17 protein-coding genes and 1 pseudogene are annotated in these 18,644 nt (G+C 65.2%); 10 read left to right on the top strand and 8 right to left on the bottom strand.

Going from position 1 to position 18,644, the window contains the following annotated elements; all coding sequences use genetic code 11:
- On the bottom strand, positions 1 to 669 hold a 669-nt coding region (locus tag AB4Z51_RS24590), incomplete at its 3' end, for an Hpt domain-containing protein (protein WP_441498180.1).
- Positions 670 to 1,077: 408 nt separating this feature from the next.
- Positions 1,078 to 1,531 (bottom strand): annotated as a pseudogene (locus AB4Z51_RS24585) (response regulator).
- A gap of 455 nt (positions 1,532 to 1,986) precedes the next feature.
- On the opposite strand from AB4Z51_RS24585, the gene AB4Z51_RS24580 reads away from it, so the two are divergent.
- The 4 genes from AB4Z51_RS24580 to AB4Z51_RS24565 all read left to right on the top strand — a co-directional run bounded on the left by AB4Z51_RS24580 (position 1,987) and on the right by AB4Z51_RS24565 (position 4,537).
- Positions 1,987 to 2,697, top strand: coding sequence for a Crp/Fnr family transcriptional regulator (locus AB4Z51_RS24580; RefSeq protein ID WP_085399711.1), 711 nt, complete (start codon positions 1,987 to 1,989; stop codon positions 2,695 to 2,697).
- A gap of 191 nt (positions 2,698 to 2,888) precedes the next feature.
- Entirely contained in the window at positions 2,889 to 3,587 is a 699-nt protein-coding gene (locus tag AB4Z51_RS24575; protein WP_193560938.1) for a Crp/Fnr family transcriptional regulator, read from the top strand.
- Between the two features lie 152 nt (positions 3,588 to 3,739).
- The gene (locus AB4Z51_RS24570; RefSeq protein ID WP_063980460.1) at positions 3,740 to 4,117 is read left to right on the top strand and encodes an Hpt domain-containing protein; all 378 of its coding nucleotides are present in this window, start codon (positions 3,740 to 3,742) and stop codon (positions 4,115 to 4,117) included.
- A gap of 171 nt (positions 4,118 to 4,288) precedes the next feature.
- Positions 4,289 to 4,537 carry a hypothetical protein gene (locus AB4Z51_RS24565; protein WP_085399682.1) on the top strand — a complete coding sequence of 83 codons (249 nt, stop codon included), beginning with the start codon at positions 4,289 to 4,291 and terminating at the stop codon, positions 4,535 to 4,537.
- A 63-nt stretch (positions 4,538 to 4,600) separates the two neighbouring features.
- Here the strand turns inward: AB4Z51_RS24565 and AB4Z51_RS24560 are convergent, their stop codons facing one another.
- Positions 4,601 to 5,224: a helix-turn-helix domain-containing protein gene (locus AB4Z51_RS24560; RefSeq protein ID WP_071908605.1), complete on the bottom strand. Its 624-nt coding sequence runs from the start codon at positions 5,222 to 5,224 to the stop codon at positions 4,601 to 4,603.
- A gap of 340 nt (positions 5,225 to 5,564) precedes the next feature.
- Between AB4Z51_RS24560 and AB4Z51_RS24555 the strand changes: the two genes are divergently transcribed.
- A complete protein-coding gene (locus AB4Z51_RS24555; RefSeq protein ID WP_085399683.1) occupies positions 5,565 to 6,728 on the top strand; it encodes a hypothetical protein in 1,164 nt (387 codons plus the stop codon).
- 821 nt (positions 6,729 to 7,549) lie between these two features.
- A complete protein-coding gene (locus AB4Z51_RS24550; RefSeq protein ID WP_441498179.1) occupies positions 7,550 to 8,764 on the top strand; it encodes an EAL domain-containing protein in 1,215 nt (404 codons plus the stop codon).
- Between the two features lie 681 nt (positions 8,765 to 9,445).
- Here the strand turns inward: AB4Z51_RS24550 and AB4Z51_RS24545 are convergent.
- Complete coding sequence (locus tag AB4Z51_RS24545) at positions 9,446 to 10,306, bottom strand: DMT family transporter (RefSeq protein WP_085399713.1); 861 nt, start codon at positions 10,304 to 10,306, stop codon at positions 9,446 to 9,448.
- Positions 10,307 to 10,467: 161 nt separating this feature from the next.
- Here AB4Z51_RS24545 and AB4Z51_RS24540 point away from each other — a divergent pair, with 161 nt between their 5' ends.
- Positions 10,468 to 11,826 carry an aminotransferase-like domain-containing protein gene (locus AB4Z51_RS24540; RefSeq protein ID WP_244623496.1) on the top strand — a complete coding sequence of 453 codons (1,359 nt, stop codon included), beginning with the start codon at positions 10,468 to 10,470 and terminating at the stop codon, positions 11,824 to 11,826.
- 7 nt (positions 11,827 to 11,833) lie between these two features.
- On the opposite strand, the gene AB4Z51_RS24535 is transcribed toward AB4Z51_RS24540, so the two are convergent.
- Both AB4Z51_RS24535 and AB4Z51_RS24530 read right to left on the bottom strand, forming a co-directional pair.
- Positions 11,834 to 12,448 (bottom strand): GDYXXLXY domain-containing protein, encoded by a 615-nt coding sequence (locus AB4Z51_RS24535; RefSeq protein WP_085399686.1) that lies wholly within the window; start codon positions 12,446 to 12,448, stop codon positions 11,834 to 11,836.
- Positions 12,445 to 13,716, bottom strand: coding sequence for a DUF2157 domain-containing protein (locus AB4Z51_RS24530; protein WP_354079645.1), 1,272 nt, complete (start codon positions 13,714 to 13,716; stop codon positions 12,445 to 12,447). Before AB4Z51_RS24530 ends, AB4Z51_RS24535 begins: the two co-directional genes overlap by 4 nt.
- Positions 13,717 to 13,899: 183 nt before the next feature.
- Here AB4Z51_RS24530 and AB4Z51_RS24525 point away from each other — a divergent pair, with 183 nt between their 5' ends.
- Both AB4Z51_RS24525 and AB4Z51_RS24520 read left to right on the top strand, forming a co-directional pair.
- Positions 13,900 to 14,097: a hypothetical protein gene (locus AB4Z51_RS24525; RefSeq protein ID WP_085399688.1), complete on the top strand. Its 198-nt coding sequence runs from the start codon at positions 13,900 to 13,902 to the stop codon at positions 14,095 to 14,097.
- A gap of 412 nt (positions 14,098 to 14,509) precedes the next feature.
- Positions 14,510 to 14,818, top strand: a complete 309-nt coding sequence (locus AB4Z51_RS24520) for a VOC family protein (RefSeq protein ID WP_441498178.1) — start codon at positions 14,510 to 14,512, stop codon at positions 14,816 to 14,818.
- Between the two features lie 112 nt (positions 14,819 to 14,930).
- Here the strand turns inward: AB4Z51_RS24520 and AB4Z51_RS24515 are convergent, their stop codons facing one another.
- Both AB4Z51_RS24515 and AB4Z51_RS24510 read right to left on the bottom strand, forming a co-directional pair.
- Entirely contained in the window at positions 14,931 to 15,911 is a 981-nt protein-coding gene (locus AB4Z51_RS24515; RefSeq protein ID WP_441498177.1) for a Bug family tripartite tricarboxylate transporter substrate binding protein, read from the bottom strand.
- Positions 15,912 to 15,990: 79 nt separating this feature from the next.
- Positions 15,991 to 17,631 carry an FAD-dependent oxidoreductase gene (locus AB4Z51_RS24510; RefSeq protein WP_441498176.1) on the bottom strand — a complete coding sequence of 547 codons (1,641 nt, stop codon included), beginning with the start codon at positions 17,629 to 17,631 and terminating at the stop codon, positions 15,991 to 15,993.
- A gap of 116 nt (positions 17,632 to 17,747) precedes the next feature.
- On the opposite strand from AB4Z51_RS24510, the gene AB4Z51_RS24505 reads away from it, so the two are divergent.
- Positions 17,748 to 18,641, top strand: coding sequence for a LysR family transcriptional regulator (locus tag AB4Z51_RS24505; protein WP_085399691.1), 894 nt, complete (start codon positions 17,748 to 17,750; stop codon positions 18,639 to 18,641).
- The last annotated feature ends 3 nt before the right edge of the window (positions 18,642 to 18,644 follow it).

Raw genomic sequence — 18,644 nt, 5'->3', positions numbered from 1 at the left:
CTTGGCCGGCTTCGCAGCTTCCTTGGCGGCGGGCGCGGGAGCTTCAGCAGCCGGCGCGGGCTCGGCCTTGACGACGGGGGCCGGCGCTTCGATCGCGGTCTCGCGGAAGGCGCGCTCGAGCTCGTCGAGCGAGACTTCGCCCGGACGCARCGGRCGCTCCAGGGTCTGRTCGATCAGCGWGCCCTCGGTCATTTCTTTTTCTTTCGACGGTGCGGCCTTTGCTTCGACGGGAGTGGGAGCTTCCGGCACGAGCGGCGGTGCATCAGCAACAGCACCTGCGGCCATTGCCGCCATGCCCTGCTCGACCATCGCTTCCAGCTTGTCGATGAGATCGCGGTCGGTGCCCTCGGGCTCGGCTTCGGTCGCCTCSAGSCCGGCRAGGATCTCCTTGATGCGGTCGATCGAGGACAGGATCACCGTCACCGCGCCGGCCGTCACCGGCATGCCGTCACGGAATTTGCTCATCAGGGTCTCGCCGGCATGCGCCAGCGCTTCAAGCCGCGGCAGTCCGAGGAAGCCGCACGTGCCCTTGATGGTGTGGACCAGGCGGAAGATGTTATCCAGGATCTTGGCGTTATTCGGCTCCTGCTCGAACTTCACCAACTGATTGTCGACGGTGTCCAGGCTCTCGCTGGTCTCCGTCAAAAACTCCCGCAACAGATCATCCATGAGCTACGCCTTACTGAGCCGGACTTCGACGCCTGGGCCGCACCTGGAGTTCGGCGGAGGTCCGCGCCTGGATCGTTAGACAACCCCTTTCACGGTCCCGTTAATTTCAGCCTCCGTGCTAATACGGATATTGAAGACAAGTTTGCGCTTCGAGGCCTGCGATAGCGTCTTGCGACAAAAGCGGCGCCGCATCTCACGCGACAGACGCAATAGGTAAATGCTCCGATAACAACACGGCGACGTGCGCGAAAAATCCCGTCGGCGAAGGACGATATGCACGGGCCGCGCGAATTGAATCAAATCACGCGCAATCAGAATCGCTCACACCGCCGCCCGCTGCTCGCCTGCTCAATCCGCAACAGCTGCGCTTGCGGTAAACGAACGCTTATTTCGCGGCCGCCGCGATTGCTACCGCGCTAACCCAATTGCGGAGACAGCACGTTGCGCCGCGAGGCAATCCTTGATGGCAGCGAGTAACGCATCCGGTGTAAACGGCTTGCGAAGGCAACGCGCAGCGCCGAGCTCCAGCGCCATCCGGAGGAAGTCGGGTGCGGGCGCGTTCAAATTTGCGAACGCGTAGCCGGACATCGCGATCAGCGGAATGGCCGGCGCGCTCGTGAAAGATCCGGATCGACTCGAACCCGCGCATATGCGGCATCAAGATGTCGATCATCATCAGATCGACCTGTTCGTTCTCGAGAGCGCGGAGGCCGGCTTCTCCTCCGTCGGCAATCGTCACCCGGAAATGATTCCGCTGCAGATAGATCTCGATGGCCATGCACACCATCGGGTCGTCTTCGACGAGAATATGGTGCAGGTCTGCCGTCCCCGTTTGAGTTTCCCGTTTCGGCGATTCAAACATCAAACCGCGGGGCACGCCGCTCTCCCCTGGCTGGGGTCGAAACATTGATGGCCGCAAGCGTCAACGGTCCTGTCGGGAAATCAGGCGCAAGTGGTGCGACAGTCGCGGCGTCGCGAAGTCGCGCAGACCAGTCCCGGATGGCGAGAATGCCCGCTTGAGGGGAAGCCGCAGGTGCCGGCCGGCGTCCGATGGCGGCGCAGATGCGGTGCTAGCGGCTCATGACAGCCCTCTTGCCGCTTTTTCCTGCCGCCCGGCGCAAGACGGACACCCCTAATTAACGCGCGAATCAGCGTGCGTTTCTCAATTTCCGCCGCAAATGCCGCAGCCTGTCTGCCCCCCCAACGGGTATATGGACGACACCACAACCCTTACAATATGTTTTGGTCGCCGTGCAACTGGATGACGCACAGGGCGCGGCGCCCGATCGTACCATCGAACGCGCCGGATTGACCTGCATGACCGCGAGCGGCCACCCGTCCAACCAGTTGCTGCAAATGCTCGGCGTGGCGGATTTCGATCTGCTGCGCCCCCATCTCGCGACAGTCGAAATGGTCAGGGAATCTGTCTTGGCCGAGGCAGGCGCCGCGCTGCGACATGTCTACTTCCCGCACGGCGGGTCCGTTTCGATCACGGTGGGTCTCTCCGAGGGACAGATGATCGAGGTCGCGATGCTGGGCCGCGACAGCGCCGTCGGCGCCGGCGCCGCCCTTGCCGACGGCATCGCTCCGACGGATGCCGCCGTGCTCTTCCCCGGGACTGCGTCCGTGCTCGAAATCGCGGCCTTCCGAGCGGTGGCGGCCGCAAGCGCGCAATTTCGCGGCCTGATGATCCGCCACGAGCAGGCGCTGCTCGCGCATGCGCAGCAATCGGTGCTGTGCAATACGGTGCACCCGGTCGAAGCGCGGCTGGCGCGCTGGCTCCTGCGTGCCCGCGACCTGTCCGACAGCAAGTTCCTTCCGCTGACACAGGAGACGCTGGCGCAGATGATGGGCGTACGGCGCAACGCGATTTCCCTCGTCGCAAATGCGCTCCAGCGCGCCGGCATCATTCACTACACCCGCGGCCAGATCGCGATCGTCGACGAGCACGCATTGGAGACGAGGTCCTGCGACTGCTATGCGGCGGTGAAGGGCTGCCACGCCCGCCTGCTGGGAGCCCCGCGGTGAAGATAGCCCGGCGCAACCGGCCTGCTGCATGCCGGTGTGCACACAGTGCAGCGGGGGCGCCATCGCAACCGGACATCTTGTCCCAATTGCCAATATATCCCGACGAGAACATGATCAAACTTATCCGTGCAGCGAGCAGCCCGTTCGCTTCGAGTTCGGGGGCTGACGAGACGGAGGCAGTCTTGGAAACGATGGCGCGCCCATCCAACGGTTTCCTGTCCGCACTGTCGGCGGAGGATTACGAATTAGTCCGCCCGCATTTGCGCATGATCGATCTGCCGCACGAAGCGATCCTGGTGGAGACCGGCGAAACGCTCAAGCGCGCCTACTTCCCCCACCGCGGCGTCATCTCGCTGGTGGTGAAACTCGCCAAGGGCGAGCATGTGCAGGTCGCCATGGTCGGCCGCGACAGCCTGCTCGGAACGCTCTCGACCATGGGCGATGCCTGCGCGCTGAACACGGCAATCGTGCTGGTCCCCGGTGCCGCCTCCGTGATGGACCTCGACCGGCTGCGCGACGCGGCCGACCAGAGCAGCACCTTGCGGACGCTGCTCACCCGTCACGGGCTGGCCGTCTACGCACAGGTCCAGCAGACCGCGGGCTGCAACGCCGCCCATCCGGTGGAGTCGCGGCTGTCGCGTTGCCTGCTGCACACCCATGACCTGTCGGGCGACTACCGGCTGCTGCTGACCCAGGAGGCGATGGCGCAGATGATCGGGGCGCGCCGCAACAGCGTGTCGCTGGTCGCCAATACGTTGCAGCACGCCAATTTCATCCACTACAGCCGCGGGCACATCCAGATCCTCAACCTGGACGGCCTGCGCCAGACGGCGTGCGAATGCTACGCCACCGTGAAGGCGCAGTACGAGCGGCTGCTCGGCCCGCGCTGACCGGCGCCTTGGTAAACCGGCGGCTAACGCCGGCCTGCAAACACGGATCGTCCTGCTACCGGAACTGAAATTCGGATGCCGTAGACACGGGGCGTGCCTCGCGCCGTACAGGCCGCGCGGCAGACGAACCGTGACCAGGACGGGCCAAAGCCATGTTTGAAGTGACCGCCGCGCCGATGCCAAAAGCGCTCGATGCTGCGCCCGCGCGCGAGCCGGGTGCGTACGAAGCGCTGGTGCGGGAGATCGGCGAGGACGGGGCCTGTGAAGTCCGTGACGTGTTCTGGAGCGAGACCTGCGCGCGCCTGCAGCTGTTCCGCACGCTCTCGCTCGCGCGGCACCTCGCCAGGATCACCCGCGAAGCGCATTCGCTGAAGAGCGCGGCCGGAACGTTCGGCTATGTCAGGCTTGCGGCGCTGGCGCTGCGGCTGGAGCAGACCGCGGAGACGCTTGGCGAGGCCGAATTCCACGGTCTCCTCGACCTGATGGATGCCGCCTACGCCGCCGCGCGCGCACAGGAGCCGCAGGGCTAGAGCCATTTTCGTTTCGATGGAATCGGAGCGGGGCTTGCGCAAACCGTATCCACTTCGCTCAAAAACGCTCTGACGAAAACTGCGCCAGGCCCGCCGTACTTCTACGGTTTGGGATTTTCACAGATGGCTAATCATAGGTGGCGATAGTCGCCGGAAACCAGGAGGGTTTCCATGTTCACCTATGAGACTGCGGATCAGAAAGAGGTCCGTCGCTTCCGCATCGCACAGTTCAACGGCAGGACCGCGACGGTGAAGGATGGCGAGGCGACGGTGACTGGTTTCGTTCGCTCGGTGCTGGAGCAGGAATCGAGCATGCCGCCGCGCTGGACCATCACGATCATTCCGAGCGCGCCGAAGGAAGAGCCCAAGTCGCTGCGGCCGCCGTCGCGGGTGCGCCCTTTCGCCGAGGATTATCTCTGAGCCCATCGGGTCCCTAGGCCATCCTCAGGCTTGATCGCCCGCCCGGCGGCGCAGGACAGAACCTCAATCGATCGAATGCAGCAGCGCCGCACGGACGAGGTCCGCGGTGTTGCGCGCGCCGAGCTTGCGCATCGCCTCGGCGCGATGGCTCTCGAACGTGCGCGGGCTGATCTGCATCCGCAGCGCGCCCTGCTTGTTCGAGTAGCCCTCGCTGATCAGCCTCAACACCTCGCGTTCGCGCTTGGTCAGCCGCTTCTGGCCCGACAGGCCCAGCAACTCGGTGCTCGGCACGCGCTGCGCTTGCTGTGCGCGGGCGGCGTTCAACTCGGCGCCCTCGGTCCTGGACGGGATCGGCAGGGCATCCCTGTGAGGACCGGCAAGCTGCTTGACCACGCCGCAGACACGTTCGGTCTGCGCCAGCGCATTCTCCACCACGCGCTGCAAATAGGCTCGATCGGCCGTAACCGGCGCGAGCTGGTCGCTGTGGTGCTTGATCTCGCCCATGTAGAGCAGGAGCGCGGTCAGGGGGCCGTTGAGCTCGCGGGCGATGGCGCTGGCCATCTCGTCGGCGGCCTTGGCGCGGACCGCGTTCAGGCGGGCGAAATCGAGCTCTTCGGTCGGAGCAGAGCTGCTTTCGAACCATTCCGACGGCCGCGAATCGGTGGCCGTATCGTTCTGTGACCCCATGTGACTCGTTTAGCGGAACCGAGGCCGGTCTGTGGTTAACTTTTTGCTCCGTAAGACTACGGTAATTTTGGCAGTTTTGTGCTGAAATGCCGGCGCAGGCACAATYTATGCTTGAGTACCCACGCAATCGACCACGCGTAGGTTGAGGTTTTCGCCCAAAACTTGAGCAGGCGACGAAATGCCTCCTTAACCAACGCTCCCCAGCGGGCGCCCGCGCCTCCCGGTTTTTACGGATAAATTAACAATAACTTGCTTCTCTTAGTCACGATTGAGAGCGCGCAAATGCCTCCACGCATGAGGCCGGTAGGCCTGCGGGAAACGCTGCGGAAGATTGCGTGCCATGAACGAGATCGATCGGCTGTCCGAGTTCTTGCAGAGGCTGACGCCGCTCTCGCGCAGCTGTCTGCTCAGCGAGCTCGAGCGGCTCGAACTGTGCGGCATCGACATGCCGGGCTCGTCCGACATCCAGGCGAAGTTGCGCGCCGAGTTCCGCAAGGACGGATCGACCCAGGCACGCGCCACCAGTCCCTCGCGCTATTTCTTCGCGCCGCTCGAACTGCTCCTGATCGACGGCGCACCCGAGCATGCCAATGCGGGGCGGATTTCACCCAACACGCTCACGCCCATCTGGGAGTGGATCTGCCGCGACCTGCTGCCGACCATGGCGCGCGACTACATCAAGGCGATCAACGACCAGGTCACCGCCAACAACCCGAAGGAAGTGCTGAAAACCGCGTCGATCTTCCAGACCAAGGTCCTCAAGGTCCTCGAGAACACCCTCGCATCGGCGGAGAGCACCGAGTTCGCACGCGCCAAGCTCACGCAATACACAGCCTCGCGCACCGCCTTCGACGACGTGAGGAAAATGCAGCAGGTGCTGCGCGCCGGCGACGCGCTGCCGAAGTTCAACGAAAAGCTGCCTGAGAAGATTGCGAAATTCGACGACGGCCAGGTTGCCCAGATCACCGCGCAACTCGATGCCTTCAGGAAGTCCCACCCGGACGCGCTGCCCTTTGCGCTGGCGCTGGTGGCGAGGCGGCTGAAGACGTCCTGGGAGCTGGTGCGCCTTGCCACCAGGATCGCCGCGAGCAAGAGCGTGGCCGACGTCGCCGCCACGCCCTATGCCTGCGTCGTTCCCATGGTGCTCGACCGGCTCGACGACAAGCGGCTCGCCCTGCGGGTCGCGCTCAAGCACAACCGCGTGCTGGTCGCGCGCGACCTGCTCGCCGACATCTACGACACCGAATATGCGCTCAAGGTCCGCATCGACGGCATCGAGGGTTGCCAATGGGGCGCCCGGCTCCAGCAATTGATGGATGCGATCGCGGCGCTGGTGTCCGCCGAGGTGAGCCGCTTCCCCTCCAATGTCGGCCACATTCTCGGCTCGCGCCGGCTGCGCAGCCACGACACGCTCGGCGGCAAGCTGTCCTATCTGGCCTGGAAGGGACGCGACGCCGTGCAGGACGGCGCGGCGGCGTTTCGCAAATTGATCGGGCAAACCTGATATTGCGGCGCGGCTACTCCGCCCGCGGCAGGCACAGGAAGCGATCGGTAAATCGCCCTGACAGAACGAATCTGAACCACCAATACATCAATCGCCGCGTCGTCATTGCTGTAATCCTCGACAGCCCACCACCGGCTGCGCACAGCAATAGCGCAGGTGCAGCAAGACACATGTGATGTGCTTCACATTTGCGCCGCCGCGGCCGGCCACGTTGTCGCAGAACTGTCACGCGTAAACCATGGAACATGCGCGCATCGCGTGAAAATGAACTCTCCCATCGCTGCCATCGCGTCGATCCTGCGATGCACCGCAAGAGCGACGGGAAGGAGGTTGCGATGAGATCGAACCGGCGGACATCGACGATGGCGGCATTGCACGCGCGCGCCAGCGCCGCGCGAAACGCGAGCGGTTCGTAGCGCGTTGAACGAGCTGAATGCGCAGCTCGACAAGCACGGATTCTACAGGGCGTTTCCCGTCCTGAGTCGCGGTCGCGAGCTGGTACTGCATGACCCAGCGCGCCACGGCCACAGGCAATTAAGGCGTCCATTATTCAATTGGGCGAAGTGCGCGCGACCTCGTCCGATTACAGGACAGCGCGCGTGTCCGCAGCCAAGCCGCGTCTTGCAAAAATTGCGCGGGATTGCCGCACGCCCGCGCGCGACGCGCGGGCAGACGTAAAAACTTCTGGAAGAAGATCCAGACAATTTTAGACGTGATGCGGGCTTTAACGTTACCCAGATAATTCAACAATCGACTGAAGCTCTCCATATTTGAAACTGCTCCCATCGCTAACACCTGTCGCGGAACGGGAGTGGTTTGCGATGAACGATGAACTTGTTGAGCTCGCCGGACGGAGGCCCAAAACCTTCGGACGGCGAAAGGTAACGCCGCGCGCATGCGTCGCCGACGGCAAGCGCCATCTGCGCGCATTCCTCGCCGAGGTGCTGGAGGATCTTGGTTTCGTCACCAGCGAATGCGCCAGCGCGGACGAGCTGCAGACCGTGCTGACCCGCGAGTTGCCGGACCTGATCCTGCTCGGCATCGCCGCCGACGGCATCGAGCCCGGCACGTTTCTGGAGACGCTGGTGCGCGAGGCCTTCGACGGCAAGGTTCTCGCCGTCGGCGCCCGCGAGTCCATCATCGTCAGGGCCGTGCAGCAGGTCGGCGAGGAGTATGGCCTCGCGATGCTGCCGCCACTGACCACGCCGTTTGCCGCGGAGACGCTGCGCGAGCGCGTCGCGATGCTGCTGYCGGACGAGCCGGCGCCGAGCCCGGCCGTCTATGTCGGCGAGGCCCTTCACGCCGGCTGGCTCGAGCTCTGGTACCAGCCCAAGATCGACGCGCGCACCTTGGTCCGCAGCGGCGCCGAGGCGCTGGTGCGGATGCGGCATCCGACCTGGGGCGTAGTGCCGCCCGCCTACTTCATCCCCGAAGAGCACGATCCGCATTTGCGCGAACTCTCGGAGTTCGTGATCGAGCGCGCCTTGCAGGACTGGCACTATCTCCTGGAGCAGCAGAGCCCGGTCGATCTCTCGATCAACCTGCCGACGTCATATCTGAAGGAGCCGCAGGCGGTGCGCGATCTCTGCCGCCGCATGCCGACGCATCCGGCCTTCGGCGGGCTGACGATCGAGATCGACAGCGAGGAGGCGATCCGCGATCTCGAATTCCTCGTCGAGGTCGCCCGCGAGGTGCGCCTGCATAATATCGGCCTGTCGATCGACAATCTCGGCGCCAACTGGCCGTCACTGATGGATCTGGACAAGATTCCCTTCATCAAGCTGAAGGCCGACCGGCACTTCGTCACCGGCAGCGGCAGCGATCGGCTGAAGCGCACGGTGTGCCGTCACATCGTCGAGCTCGCCCACGGCTACGGCGCGCGCACTGTGGCCGAAGGCGTCGAGAGCCGCGCCGACCTCGTCGCCGCCAACGAGCTCGGCTTCGACCTCGTACAGGGTTTTCTGTTCGGCAAGCCGATGCCGCTGAAGAAGTTTGCCCGGAGCGCGCTGACGCGGACGGTGATGGGGCAGGCGTGAGGCACAGGCCTCACGCCAACCGCCGCGCGAAGAAGAAGACGCACACGACCACGAGCGCGGTCGCTGCGATCACCCCATGAAGGACAGAGCTTTCCTAGCGACAGACCCAGGCGCCATTGACCAGCACGCGGGCGCACGTTGGTGCCGCGACAGCGGCGCCTACGGCCGCTCCACCGACTACGGCGCGGCGCGTCGTTCGCCGCGCGACGCCGGCGACACTCACTGGGGTCGCTGGTCGCCCTACGCGGGCCTGTGCGCTCTGAACCGAGAATGAAAGACCATCCTCCTCCGACCACTGCACCGAGCCCATGGCTGCGCAGGCAATAACGGCGCCGGCTAGCCAAAATTTGGTTCCGTGTCGCATGACGTGCTCCTTCCCTTGCTTTCTGCGGATTTCTGTCAGTCGCGTGAGGATGCCGATCACCGTCCCATCAGCGAAACGAGCAGACCAGCCAGGCGGATGCTGTCACTGTGATCGCGAAACAGGGCACGCGATGCACCGGGGAGATAACTCTCCCATCCAGTGCGGCACTGCGTGCAAGAACAGACGTTGATCTAGATCAACGTTGGCAGTCGCATAACGACCGCGCCAAGGTGTGGTCGCGAGCCAATGACCAGATGGAAGCGCGTTCGATCAAGGTCATCAACTTCAGACCCTGGTCGGGAACTGCGATCACCGCCTCAGGCATATCGCCGCGCGAAGAAGACGCAGACGACCACGAGTGCGGTCGCGGCGATCATGCTCCATGCGACCGGCTCGTGCAGCAGGAAGCCGGCGAGCGCGAGACCGAAGAACGGCTGGAGCTGCTGCAACTGACCGACGCGGGCAATGCCGCCGACCGCAAGGCCCCGGTACCAGAAGATGAAGCCGACGAACATGCTGAAGACCGAGACGTAGGCGAGCCCGATCCAGGCGGGCACGCCGACGCCGCTCCACGTCGGCGGCCATGTCAGGATCGCGACCGGCACCATCAGCGGCAGCGCGAGCAGCAGCGCCCAGGAGATCACCTGCCAGCCGCCGAGGCGGCGCGACAGCGCGGCGCCTTCGGCATAGCCGAGCCCGCACAGCACGATGGCCGCGACCATCAGGAGATCGCCGGTGACTGATGCCGAGCCGTCGTTGGACAAAGCAAAGCCTGCCACCGTGGTGCTGCCGAGGACAGCGAACAGCCAGAACAGCGGCTGCGGTCGCTCGCCACCGCGCAGCACCGCGAAGATCGCCGTCGACAGCGGCAAGAGCCCGATGAAGACGATCGAATGCGCGGAGGTGATGTGCTGGAGCGCGAGCGCTGTCAGCAGGGGGAAGCCGACTACGACGCCGATGGAGACGATGGCGAGCGAGACGAGATCCTTCCGCTGCGGCCGCGCCTGGCGGAGCAGGAAGAGCACGGCCACACCGATCAGGGCCGCGATGACCGCGCGGGCGGACGTCAGGAACAGCGCGGAGAAACCACCGACCGCCACGCGCGTCGCCGGCAACGAGCCGCTGAAGATGATGACGCCGAGAAGCCCGTTGCCCCAGCCACTGCCTGCAGATTGCATGTCCGTCTCGCCTTTTGGGTCACGATCATCGACCGTCGCCGGTGGCGAGACCAGCGACAATCCAGTACAATCCGGCAAAACTGTATGGATATGGAAGGTAATACACCTTGGGCGGCGAGGCGCAAACGAAGGGACGGGGCGGGACGCGGACCAGCGACGTGATGGGCGCGATCCGCGCCAAGGTCGCGACCCGCGCACTCGGTACCGGCGACCGCCTGCCGTCGATTCGCAGCCTTGCCGCGACAATGGGTGTTTCGCCGTCCACCGTCGTCGAAGCGTATGATCGGCTGGCCGCCGACGGCCTGATCCGCGCCCGTCGCGGCTCGGGCTTCTATGTCTCATCGGCCGTCACCCCGCCGCTGGCGCTGACCGAAGTCGAGCCCCGCCGCGACCGGGCCGTGGACCCGTTCTGGGTGTCGCGGCAATCGCTCGACACGGACGATGCCGTGCCAAAACCCGGCTGCGGCTGGCTGCCGCCGGAGTGGATGCCGGAGGCGGCCTTGCGCCGCGCCACCCGTGCGCTTGCCCGCACCGACGCGAGCGTTTTGACCAATTACGGCAGCACGAGCGGCTCTCCTGCCCTGCGCCGGCTACTGCTCGCGCGCCTCGCCGAAGACGCGATCGAGGCATCGATCAACCAGTTGATGTTGACCGGTTCAGGCACGCAGGCGACCGACCTGATCTGCCGCTTCCTGCTCCGTCCCGGTGACACCGTGCTGGTCGACGATCCCTGCTACTTCAATTTTCGCGCGCTGCTGCGGGCGCATCAGGCGAAGATCGTCAGCGTGCCCTACACGCCGTCGGGCCCCGATGTCGCGCGCTTCGAGCAGATCCTCGCGACTGAGCGGCCGCGGCTCTACATCACCAATTCAGCGCTGCACAATCCGACCGGCGCGACGATCTCGCTCCAGACCGCGCACCGGCTTCTGACTGCGGCCGCGACGCACGACCTCACCATCGTCGAGGACGACATCTTCGGCGACTTCGAGCCGGAGCGCTCGCCGCGCCTTGCCGCGCTCGACGGATTGAACCGCGTGATCCGCATCGGCAGCTTCTCCAAGACGTTGTCGGCCTCGGTGCGCTGCGGCTACATCGCAGGGCGGGCCGACTGGATCGAGCACCTCGTCGACCTCCAGGTCGCGACCAGTTTTGGCGGCCCGAGCCCGGTGGCGACCGAGATCATCGCCAAGGTCCTGGCCGGCGGCAGCTATCGCAAGCACATGGACGAGCTCAGGCAAAAGCTCACGCGGACGCGCCGCGACGTCGCGCGAAAACTTCAGGCGCTGGGCATCGAGCCCTGGCTGATGCCGCGCGGCGGCTTCTTCCTCTGGTGCCGCCTCGCGGGTGGACAGGATGCCACCGCCGTTGCGCGCGCCGCGCTCGAGGAGGATGTGGTGCTCGCGCCGGGCAACGTCTTCAGCGTGTCGCAAACGGCATCGGACTTCCTGCGCTTCAACGTGGCGCATATGAGCGATCCGCGAATGTGGGACGTGCTGCGGCTGGCGCTGAAGGCCAAATGATCAGCGCCTAGTATAACGGCTCCTCATAGACCGGCTCGCCGTCGAGCAGCAGCCGCTTGATGGCGGCGCGGCCTGAGGGGAGTACGGCGGCGACGACCCGGAGTTTCTGCTGGTTGCGGGCCTGCTCGAGCTTCTTGCCCTCGCCTTCGGGCACGAAATAGCTTTCGAGACCGTATTTGATCGCCAGTTTCTCGCAGAAGACGCGCGGTCCCGAGCCGCAGGTTCCGCCGTAATAGGAGACGCGGCCGCGGATCAGCACTTCGGGAGCCGTGACCGTGACGGGCTCGGCATGCACCGAGACGGCCTCGTAGAGACCATTGGCATTCGGCGCGAGCTTGACGAACACGGCGGGCTTGCGCTCGGCCGCCGGCTGGCCGGCGAGCGTGCCCGCCGGCAGTTGCGAGATGTCGTAGCGGAGCACGACATAGTCGCCGCGCAGGAGATCGCGGGGATCGACCGGCTGCGTCTGCAACGTCACCTCACGGCCTTCGCGCAGGATCTGCATTCGATCGGCGACCATCAGCACCAGCAGCACGCATTGAAGCAGGACGGCGACACCGAACAGCACGGCTTTCGGGATGCGTTGCCAGAGTTTTGTCACGAACGCGGTCAACTCCATCATCGCTGGGCCCTCGGCAGCGCGCGATTGAGCGCGGTGGCAAATACCACGGCAATCACACCGGCCGCGGCAAGGAAGGCCGATCGGCGCAGCAGCGAGCCCTTCACCGCCCAGGTGATGCCCGCGATGACGCCGGCAATCCCGAGCCAGCCGGCAACGATCCGCGGACGCACATCATCGAGCACACCGGAGACAACAAGGCACAGCATGGCGCAGAGCAGCGCGGCATAGGCGAACCAGGGCTCGCCGGCCGTGGATGCCGGCCAGATCGGCGCCGCGAGCAGGACCAGCCCGATCGAACATGCCGCAAGGATTTCACCCGCACGCCTGGTGATCCCGGCGGACGCAAGCGCGAGGATCACGCCCGCGGCCCCGCACAGGATCGCCCAAAGCGGCTGGGCCGGCACCGTGCTGTTCCGGAAGCGGATGATGTCGTCGACCGTTGTCACCTCCAGGCAAGCGACGGCGGCCAGCGAAAACGCTCCGTAGATCGACAGGACCGTTCCGAGGCGCAGCGCCCTCGGCGTCGGCACAGCGGCGATTGCGAGTCCGGCGCCGAACAGCAGGGCGGCGCCGTTCGCGAGCACGAACGACGGCTGGGCACCGTCGAGTTCGAAGCGGAGCGATGTCGCGATCCACCACGGAAGCAGCGCGACCGCGACGAGATGGGCCGCCACGCGGGAATTCCATGCAAGCGCGAGCGCGGCGGCGATCAGCCAGACCGCCACGAACGGAAGATGCAGGACATCAGGCGCATCATAGTTGCGCATGCAGGTCCAGATGCAGGCCGCGACGAGGGCGACCGCAAGCGCGCCGCGCGATCCGGTCAGCAGGGCGGCGGCAAATGCTCCGATCGACCACAGCAGCATGCCGCCGGCGAAATCCTCGCCGAGATGATACATCTGGCCGACCAGCGCGATGCCCGCGCCGAAGATGATCGCACCGATGCTCGCACAGAGATCGGCGAGAACATTGCGGCCCGTCGCGGCAAACCACGCCCCGAGGCCGCCGGCGACGACCATGCCGGCGATCAGGATCGCGAACCGCAGCAGCCGCGCGATCTCCGTCCAGTGCGCCGCGACGAAGGCGAGGAAGGCGGCTGCGATCAAGAGACCGCCGACGATGGCAACGACGACGGCGATGTTGATGCCGGGCGAGAGCGGCGGCAGCGCGCTGCGGATGGAGGTGGCCGTCGCCGGCGCGATCACGCCGTCGGCTTCCCATTGCGCAAGATCAGCCTCGAGGCGCTGCCGGTAGGTTTTGTCGAACATCGTCGTGAAACACCTCGCTCCCTGCCGGCTGGCGGGATGCTGTTGGTCGGGCCGCGACGGTAGCAGGTTCAACCCGTCACCGCTCTGGTCGCGGGGGCGCSGGGCGCGCGCCCCCGCGCGACAGCGGCTTCGCGTTCACGGTCGAACCGAGTAAGTCACCGGCCGTCATGATGATGACCCGCCATGCAGAAACTGACGAACTCGAGGCAGGACGAGATCGACCGCACTCAGTTCGGCTTCATGGTTCAGGCCGTCCAGGATCACGAGCTGTACTTTGGTCGACTGCAATGCAGTCCCGATGGTCTGCGCGTTCCCGAGCGCGGGAACTTCCATTTCTCGGGCCACGCCCAGCGTCGCCGCCTCGATATCCAGCGTGCGTAGAATATGACATCCGGCGATTCATTGGTCAGATCATTCAAGCGTAACCGCGCGCGAATTTTGATTTCACGCAACAATTCATCGCACGTGCTTGGGAATTCGAGCATCGCAGCGCCCGACGAGAATACGGTGTTCATGACAACCCCAATGAGGCGTCCGACACTCCCGCTATTGCCGAACAAAGAGCTCGTCATCGTTAGCCTTCCCGGATGCCGATCGAAGGATCGTATCGCCGGAAGAAAACGGACAACCTCTCGAAGGGTGAGAGCCTCTTGTGCGGGAAGGCGCCCCTTCGGCACCTCCGCGAGGTTATAAGGTCGTCTTCAAAAGGACGCAAGCTGGTCGGGACGGCGGGCCGTGACGACTTTGAACCTTCCGTCCCCAAGTATCGACACTCTACCGCAAAAGGATTCGCATGACRCCAACTCACGCACTGACGTCCATCCTTCCCTGCAACGACCTCGACGCCTCGGAGAAATTCTACGCCCGRCTCGGTTTTACGCGCGCGGACAGCGACAAGCCGGAGGACGGTGAGGACAGCTATCGCATCCTCTCCGATGGAAAGGGCGGCCATCTCCATCTCACCGATGCCGTCGAAGGCTGGCTGATCAGAGGCCGCAACCCGTTCGGCCTCTATCTCTACACCGAGGCCGTCGACGAACTCGCGCGAGAGTTTTCGGGCGAGCTGGCCAACGGACAGGGGCCGGAGGACACGCTGTGGTGAATGTACGAGTTTGCGCTGTCGGACCCGGACGAGACCCTGGTCAGGATCGGTTGGCCGTCACGGCTCCGTCAGAAAAAGCAAGCTTGATCGGCGGAGAGGAAGGCCTAGCTAACTAGTTCGCCTTGATGCCGGCCTCGCTGATGAGCTTGCCCCATTTCGTGCTCTCGCTCTGAATGAAGCGGCCGAACTGCTCCGGCGAGGTCGGCGCGGGCTCTGCGCCGAGGGTCCGGATCTTCTCGGCCACCACCGGGTCTTTCAGGGCTTTTGTGAAAGCCTCGTTCAGCCTGCTGATGACGTCCGCGGGTGTGCCTGAGGGAGCAACGAGCCCGAACCAGCCCACGGATTCGAAGCCCGCGATGCCACTCTCGGCAAGCGTCGGCACATCGGGCAAGGATGGAAGCCGGCGCGCCGACGAAACGCCGACGGCGTTGAGCTTGCCTTCGAGGATCAATTGCCTCGATGCGGGGATATCCAGCACCGCGAAGGGGACATGTCCCGCAAGGACATCAACCGCTGCCGGCGCCGTCCCGCGATACGGAACGAGCTCCATGCTGATCCCCGCCTTCTGCGTGAACAGCGCGGCCGTCAGATGCATCGCGGTCGAATTGCCGCCATGCCCGATCGACAGCGCGCCCGGCTTCGCCTTGGCGAGCGCGATCGTCTCTGCTGCATTGTGCGCGGGCACGTTCGCGGACGCGACCAGCACAAAGGGAATTTCCGCCAGCAGCGTGATCGGCGCGAGATCCTTTGGGTCGAACGGCATCGACGAATTGAGGTGCGGGTTCACCGTCAGCGCGCCCGCCGGCGCAACGCCGAACGTGTAGCCGTCGGGCCTGGCCTGGGCCACCGCGGCCATGCCGATATTGCCCCCTGCCCCGGCGCGGTTCTCGATCACCAGGCTCTGCTTGAGCTCGGCGGTGACCAGCGGCTCGAGCGCACGGATGACGGTGTCGGCGCTGCCGCCGGGCGGGAAGGTCACGATGATCTTGATCAATTGCTCCGGATAGGCCGCGCGGCCGGCTTCCAGCGGCAGCACGGCAAAAGTCGCGGCCGTCAGGACGGCCAGAATGCGGCGCCTTGCAACGTGAAACAATTTCTCCTCCCCCATTACGTATTCTTGTTTGTAGGCTCGACCAGGCTGCCGTGCCGTTGGCAGGCAGCCTGCTATTCGATCACGCCGCGGCACCAGTGATGCGCGCCAGCAGGCCTTGCGGATTTTCGGGCGCGGCCTGCCCGCGCCAGGCGATGTGCTGGTCGGGTCGTGCCAACACGAGCTTCTCGGCATAGGCCCCGTTCGCCTCGTCCGGCGCGATGTCGACCAGCGCGATCGGCATGCCGCGCTGTTCTGCGGCAGAGAGCAGCCGCGCCACATCGATCGCCGAGTCAAGCCGCAGCAACGTATAACCCGATCCGAAGGCATCGTAGAGCGATCGTCCGTCGCGCAGGAAGACATGCGGCGCCCGGGCGCCCGGCACGGTGGAGGGCGTAAAGCTCCCCATCGCGTAGGCCGGCGGGGTTTCGCCGTCATAGGCGATGATCGGCGAGGCATCGTAATAGTAGCCGAAGTTGAGGCCTGCGCAGCAATATTGCTGCACGTTGAGATCGTAGGCCGCTCTCGCAAGCGAAGCGCGCGCCGCGTGGCCGCGCGGCGTGTCATCCTCGATCTCCGCGGACACGCCGCCGCGCTGCGCCATCATCTTCATCGCGTGATCCATGGCAAAGCGCGACACCTGGTCGGTGATGGGCTGGCGCTCCGCCTCATAGGCATCGAGGATCGAAGCCGGTGCCCAGCCGTTCAGATGCGCCGCCAATTGCCAGCAGAGGTCGACGGCATCAGCAATGCCCGCATTCATTCCGTAGCCCGCATAGGGCATCCACAGATGCGCGGCGTCGCCGCAGATGAAGACCTTGCGGTCGCGGAAGCGATCGGCCACCAGCCGGCGCCCGACCCAATCCTCCTTGCTGAGGATTTTGTACTCGAACCGCTCGTCGACGCCGAGGATGGCGCGGATCGACCAGTCGCGATCGACCGAGTCGAACTCAGGCTCGTCGGGCCTCAGATGATTATGGATCAGCCAGCGGTCGTGGCCGTCGATCGCAACGGTGGTGCCGGAACGTCGCGGGTTGAGCGAGAGCACCATCCAGGCCGACCTGTGCGCGCCCATCAACTCCTTCAGTTGCGGCGCCTCGATGAAGGTCGATTGCACGCGCTGGATCACCGGCGTGCCGGACAGGCTGGCGCCGATCGATTTGCGGACGAGGGAGCGGCTGCCGTCGCACCCGATCACGAAGTCGGCTTCGATGCGGAGCGCGTTTCCACTGTCGAGGTCGCGACCCAGCGCGACCACACGATCGTCGTCCTGCTCGATATCGGTGATTTCCGTGCGCGCCAAAATGGTGATGCGCGGCTGAGCGGCAGCGTGGCCGAACAGGATCGGCTCGAGATAGACCTGGTTGATCCGGTGCGGCGGCTCCGGCGTCGGCCACCAGGTGTCGGGGCCGCCGGTGGCGCTGTAGCGGCGCGCGCGCGAGGGAATGTCGATACGGCAGAGCTCGATGCCGGTCGCCGTGGTCCGATAGGAGCAATCGTTCGGGAAGTCCGCGGGCAGGCCCGCGTCGCGCAGCTTTGCGGCGACGCCCAGCCGGCGGAAGATTTCCATCGATCGCGCCGAGACGTGATTGCATTTGACGCTGGGCGGATCGCCGGCATGGCGGATCTCCGCGACGACGACGTCGATCCCGCGCGAGGCCAGATCCATGGCCGCAGTCAATCCCACGGGCCCGGCGCCCACGACCAGCACCTGTGTCCTCATGCTCGTTTCCATCCCCTCGCATCATCGCGGATTCGTTGCCCGCGCAGCATGCATTTTATTGCAAGGCCTCTTATGCGATAAGTCGGAAAGAACTCATCAATTCATGAGCTTTTCCGATGAATGTCACCTTGCGACAATTGCGGGCCTTCACTGGCGTGTATCGCACGCGCAGCATCACGCGGGCCGCGCGCGAGCTGGGCATCACGCAATCGGCGGCGAGCCTCCTGATCCAGCAGCTCGAAGTGCAGCTCGGCGTGAAGCTGTTCGATCGCTCCACGCGTTCAGTGCAGCCGACGCTGGCCGCCGACGAGGCCTTTCACGCCGCCGAACGCATGCTGAGCGATGCGCTGGGCCTGTCACGGCGCATGCATGACCTCGCGCAGGCGCGCGCCGGCCGCGTCGCGTTCGTCGCGTCGGCGGGCGCCGCTTCGGCACTGCTGCCGCAGGTTCTCGCGAAATTCCGCGCAGGCCATCCCGAGATCGACATCGACATGCGTGACGTCGCCGCCGACGACCTCGTTCCGCGCCTGATCGCAACCGATGCCGAGTTCGCGATCGGCAGCGTCGAGGGTGAGTTCGCGGAGATGACGATCGAGACGCTGACCCGCGGCCGGCTGAGCGCGATCGGCCGTCGCACCGCCGACTTCGCCGCGCGGCGCGCGCTGACATGGGACGAACTGGCGCAGCTTCCGACCATCGCGATGCGGCGCGAGACGCGAATCCGCATGCAGATCGACCAGGCCCTCGGCGCGCAGGGCAAGCACCTTTCTCCAACCTATGAGGTCACGCTGATCAACACCGCGCTCGCCATGACAGCCCAAGGCCTCGGCCTCGCCATCCTCCCCGCGACGATGCTGCCGGCCGATCAATTCCCGACGCTGATCGCAAGACCGCTGATACGCCCGGCGATCACCCGCCCGGTGTCGCTGCTGCAGCGTCAGGGACGGACGCTGTCGCCGGCGGCGCAGGCGTTTGTGACGACGGCTCGGACGGTGTTGGCGGGGTCGTAATCC

Origin of the sequence: Bradyrhizobium sp. 2TAF36 (assembly GCF_052114925.1) — a bacterium.
GTDB lineage: Bacteria > Pseudomonadota > Alphaproteobacteria > Rhizobiales > Xanthobacteraceae > Bradyrhizobium > Bradyrhizobium barranii.
The sequence above is the reverse complement of the archived record's forward strand: the minus strand, read 5'-3'. Positions and strand labels throughout refer to the sequence as shown.

Coding starts and splice junctions, on each gene's coding strand:
- AB4Z51_RS24580 (WP_085399711.1), top strand. CDS start 1,987: ATGACCGCGAGCGGCCACCCGTCCAACCAGTTGCTGCAAATGCTCGGC.
- AB4Z51_RS24575 (WP_193560938.1), top strand. CDS start 2,889: ATGGCGCGCCCATCCAACGGTTTCCTGTCCGCACTGTCGGCGGAGGAT.
- AB4Z51_RS24570 (WP_063980460.1), top strand. CDS start 3,740: ATGTTTGAAGTGACCGCCGCGCCGATGCCAAAAGCGCTCGATGCTGCG.
- AB4Z51_RS24565 (WP_085399682.1), top strand. CDS start 4,289: ATGTTCACCTATGAGACTGCGGATCAGAAAGAGGTCCGTCGCTTCCGC.
- AB4Z51_RS24560 (WP_071908605.1), bottom strand. CDS start 5,224: ATGGGGTCACAGAACGATACGGCCACCGATTCGCGGCCGTCGGAATGG.
- AB4Z51_RS24555 (WP_085399683.1), top strand. CDS start 5,565: ATGAACGAGATCGATCGGCTGTCCGAGTTCTTGCAGAGGCTGACGCCG.
- AB4Z51_RS24545 (WP_085399713.1), bottom strand. CDS start 10,306: ATGCAATCTGCAGGCAGTGGCTGGGGCAACGGGCTTCTCGGCGTCATC.
- AB4Z51_RS24540 (WP_244623496.1), top strand. CDS start 10,468: ATGGGCGCGATCCGCGCCAAGGTCGCGACCCGCGCACTCGGTACCGGC.
- AB4Z51_RS24535 (WP_085399686.1), bottom strand. CDS start 12,448: ATGATGGAGTTGACCGCGTTCGTGACAAAACTCTGGCAACGCATCCCG.
- AB4Z51_RS24530 (WP_354079645.1), bottom strand. CDS start 13,716: ATGTTCGACAAAACCTACCGGCAGCGCCTCGAGGCTGATCTTGCGCAA.
- AB4Z51_RS24525 (WP_085399688.1), top strand. CDS start 13,900: ATGCAGAAACTGACGAACTCGAGGCAGGACGAGATCGACCGCACTCAG.
- AB4Z51_RS24510 (WP_441498176.1), bottom strand. CDS start 17,631: ATGAGGACACAGGTGCTGGTCGTGGGCGCCGGGCCCGTGGGATTGACT.
- AB4Z51_RS24505 (WP_085399691.1), top strand. CDS start 17,748: ATGAATGTCACCTTGCGACAATTGCGGGCCTTCACTGGCGTGTATCGC.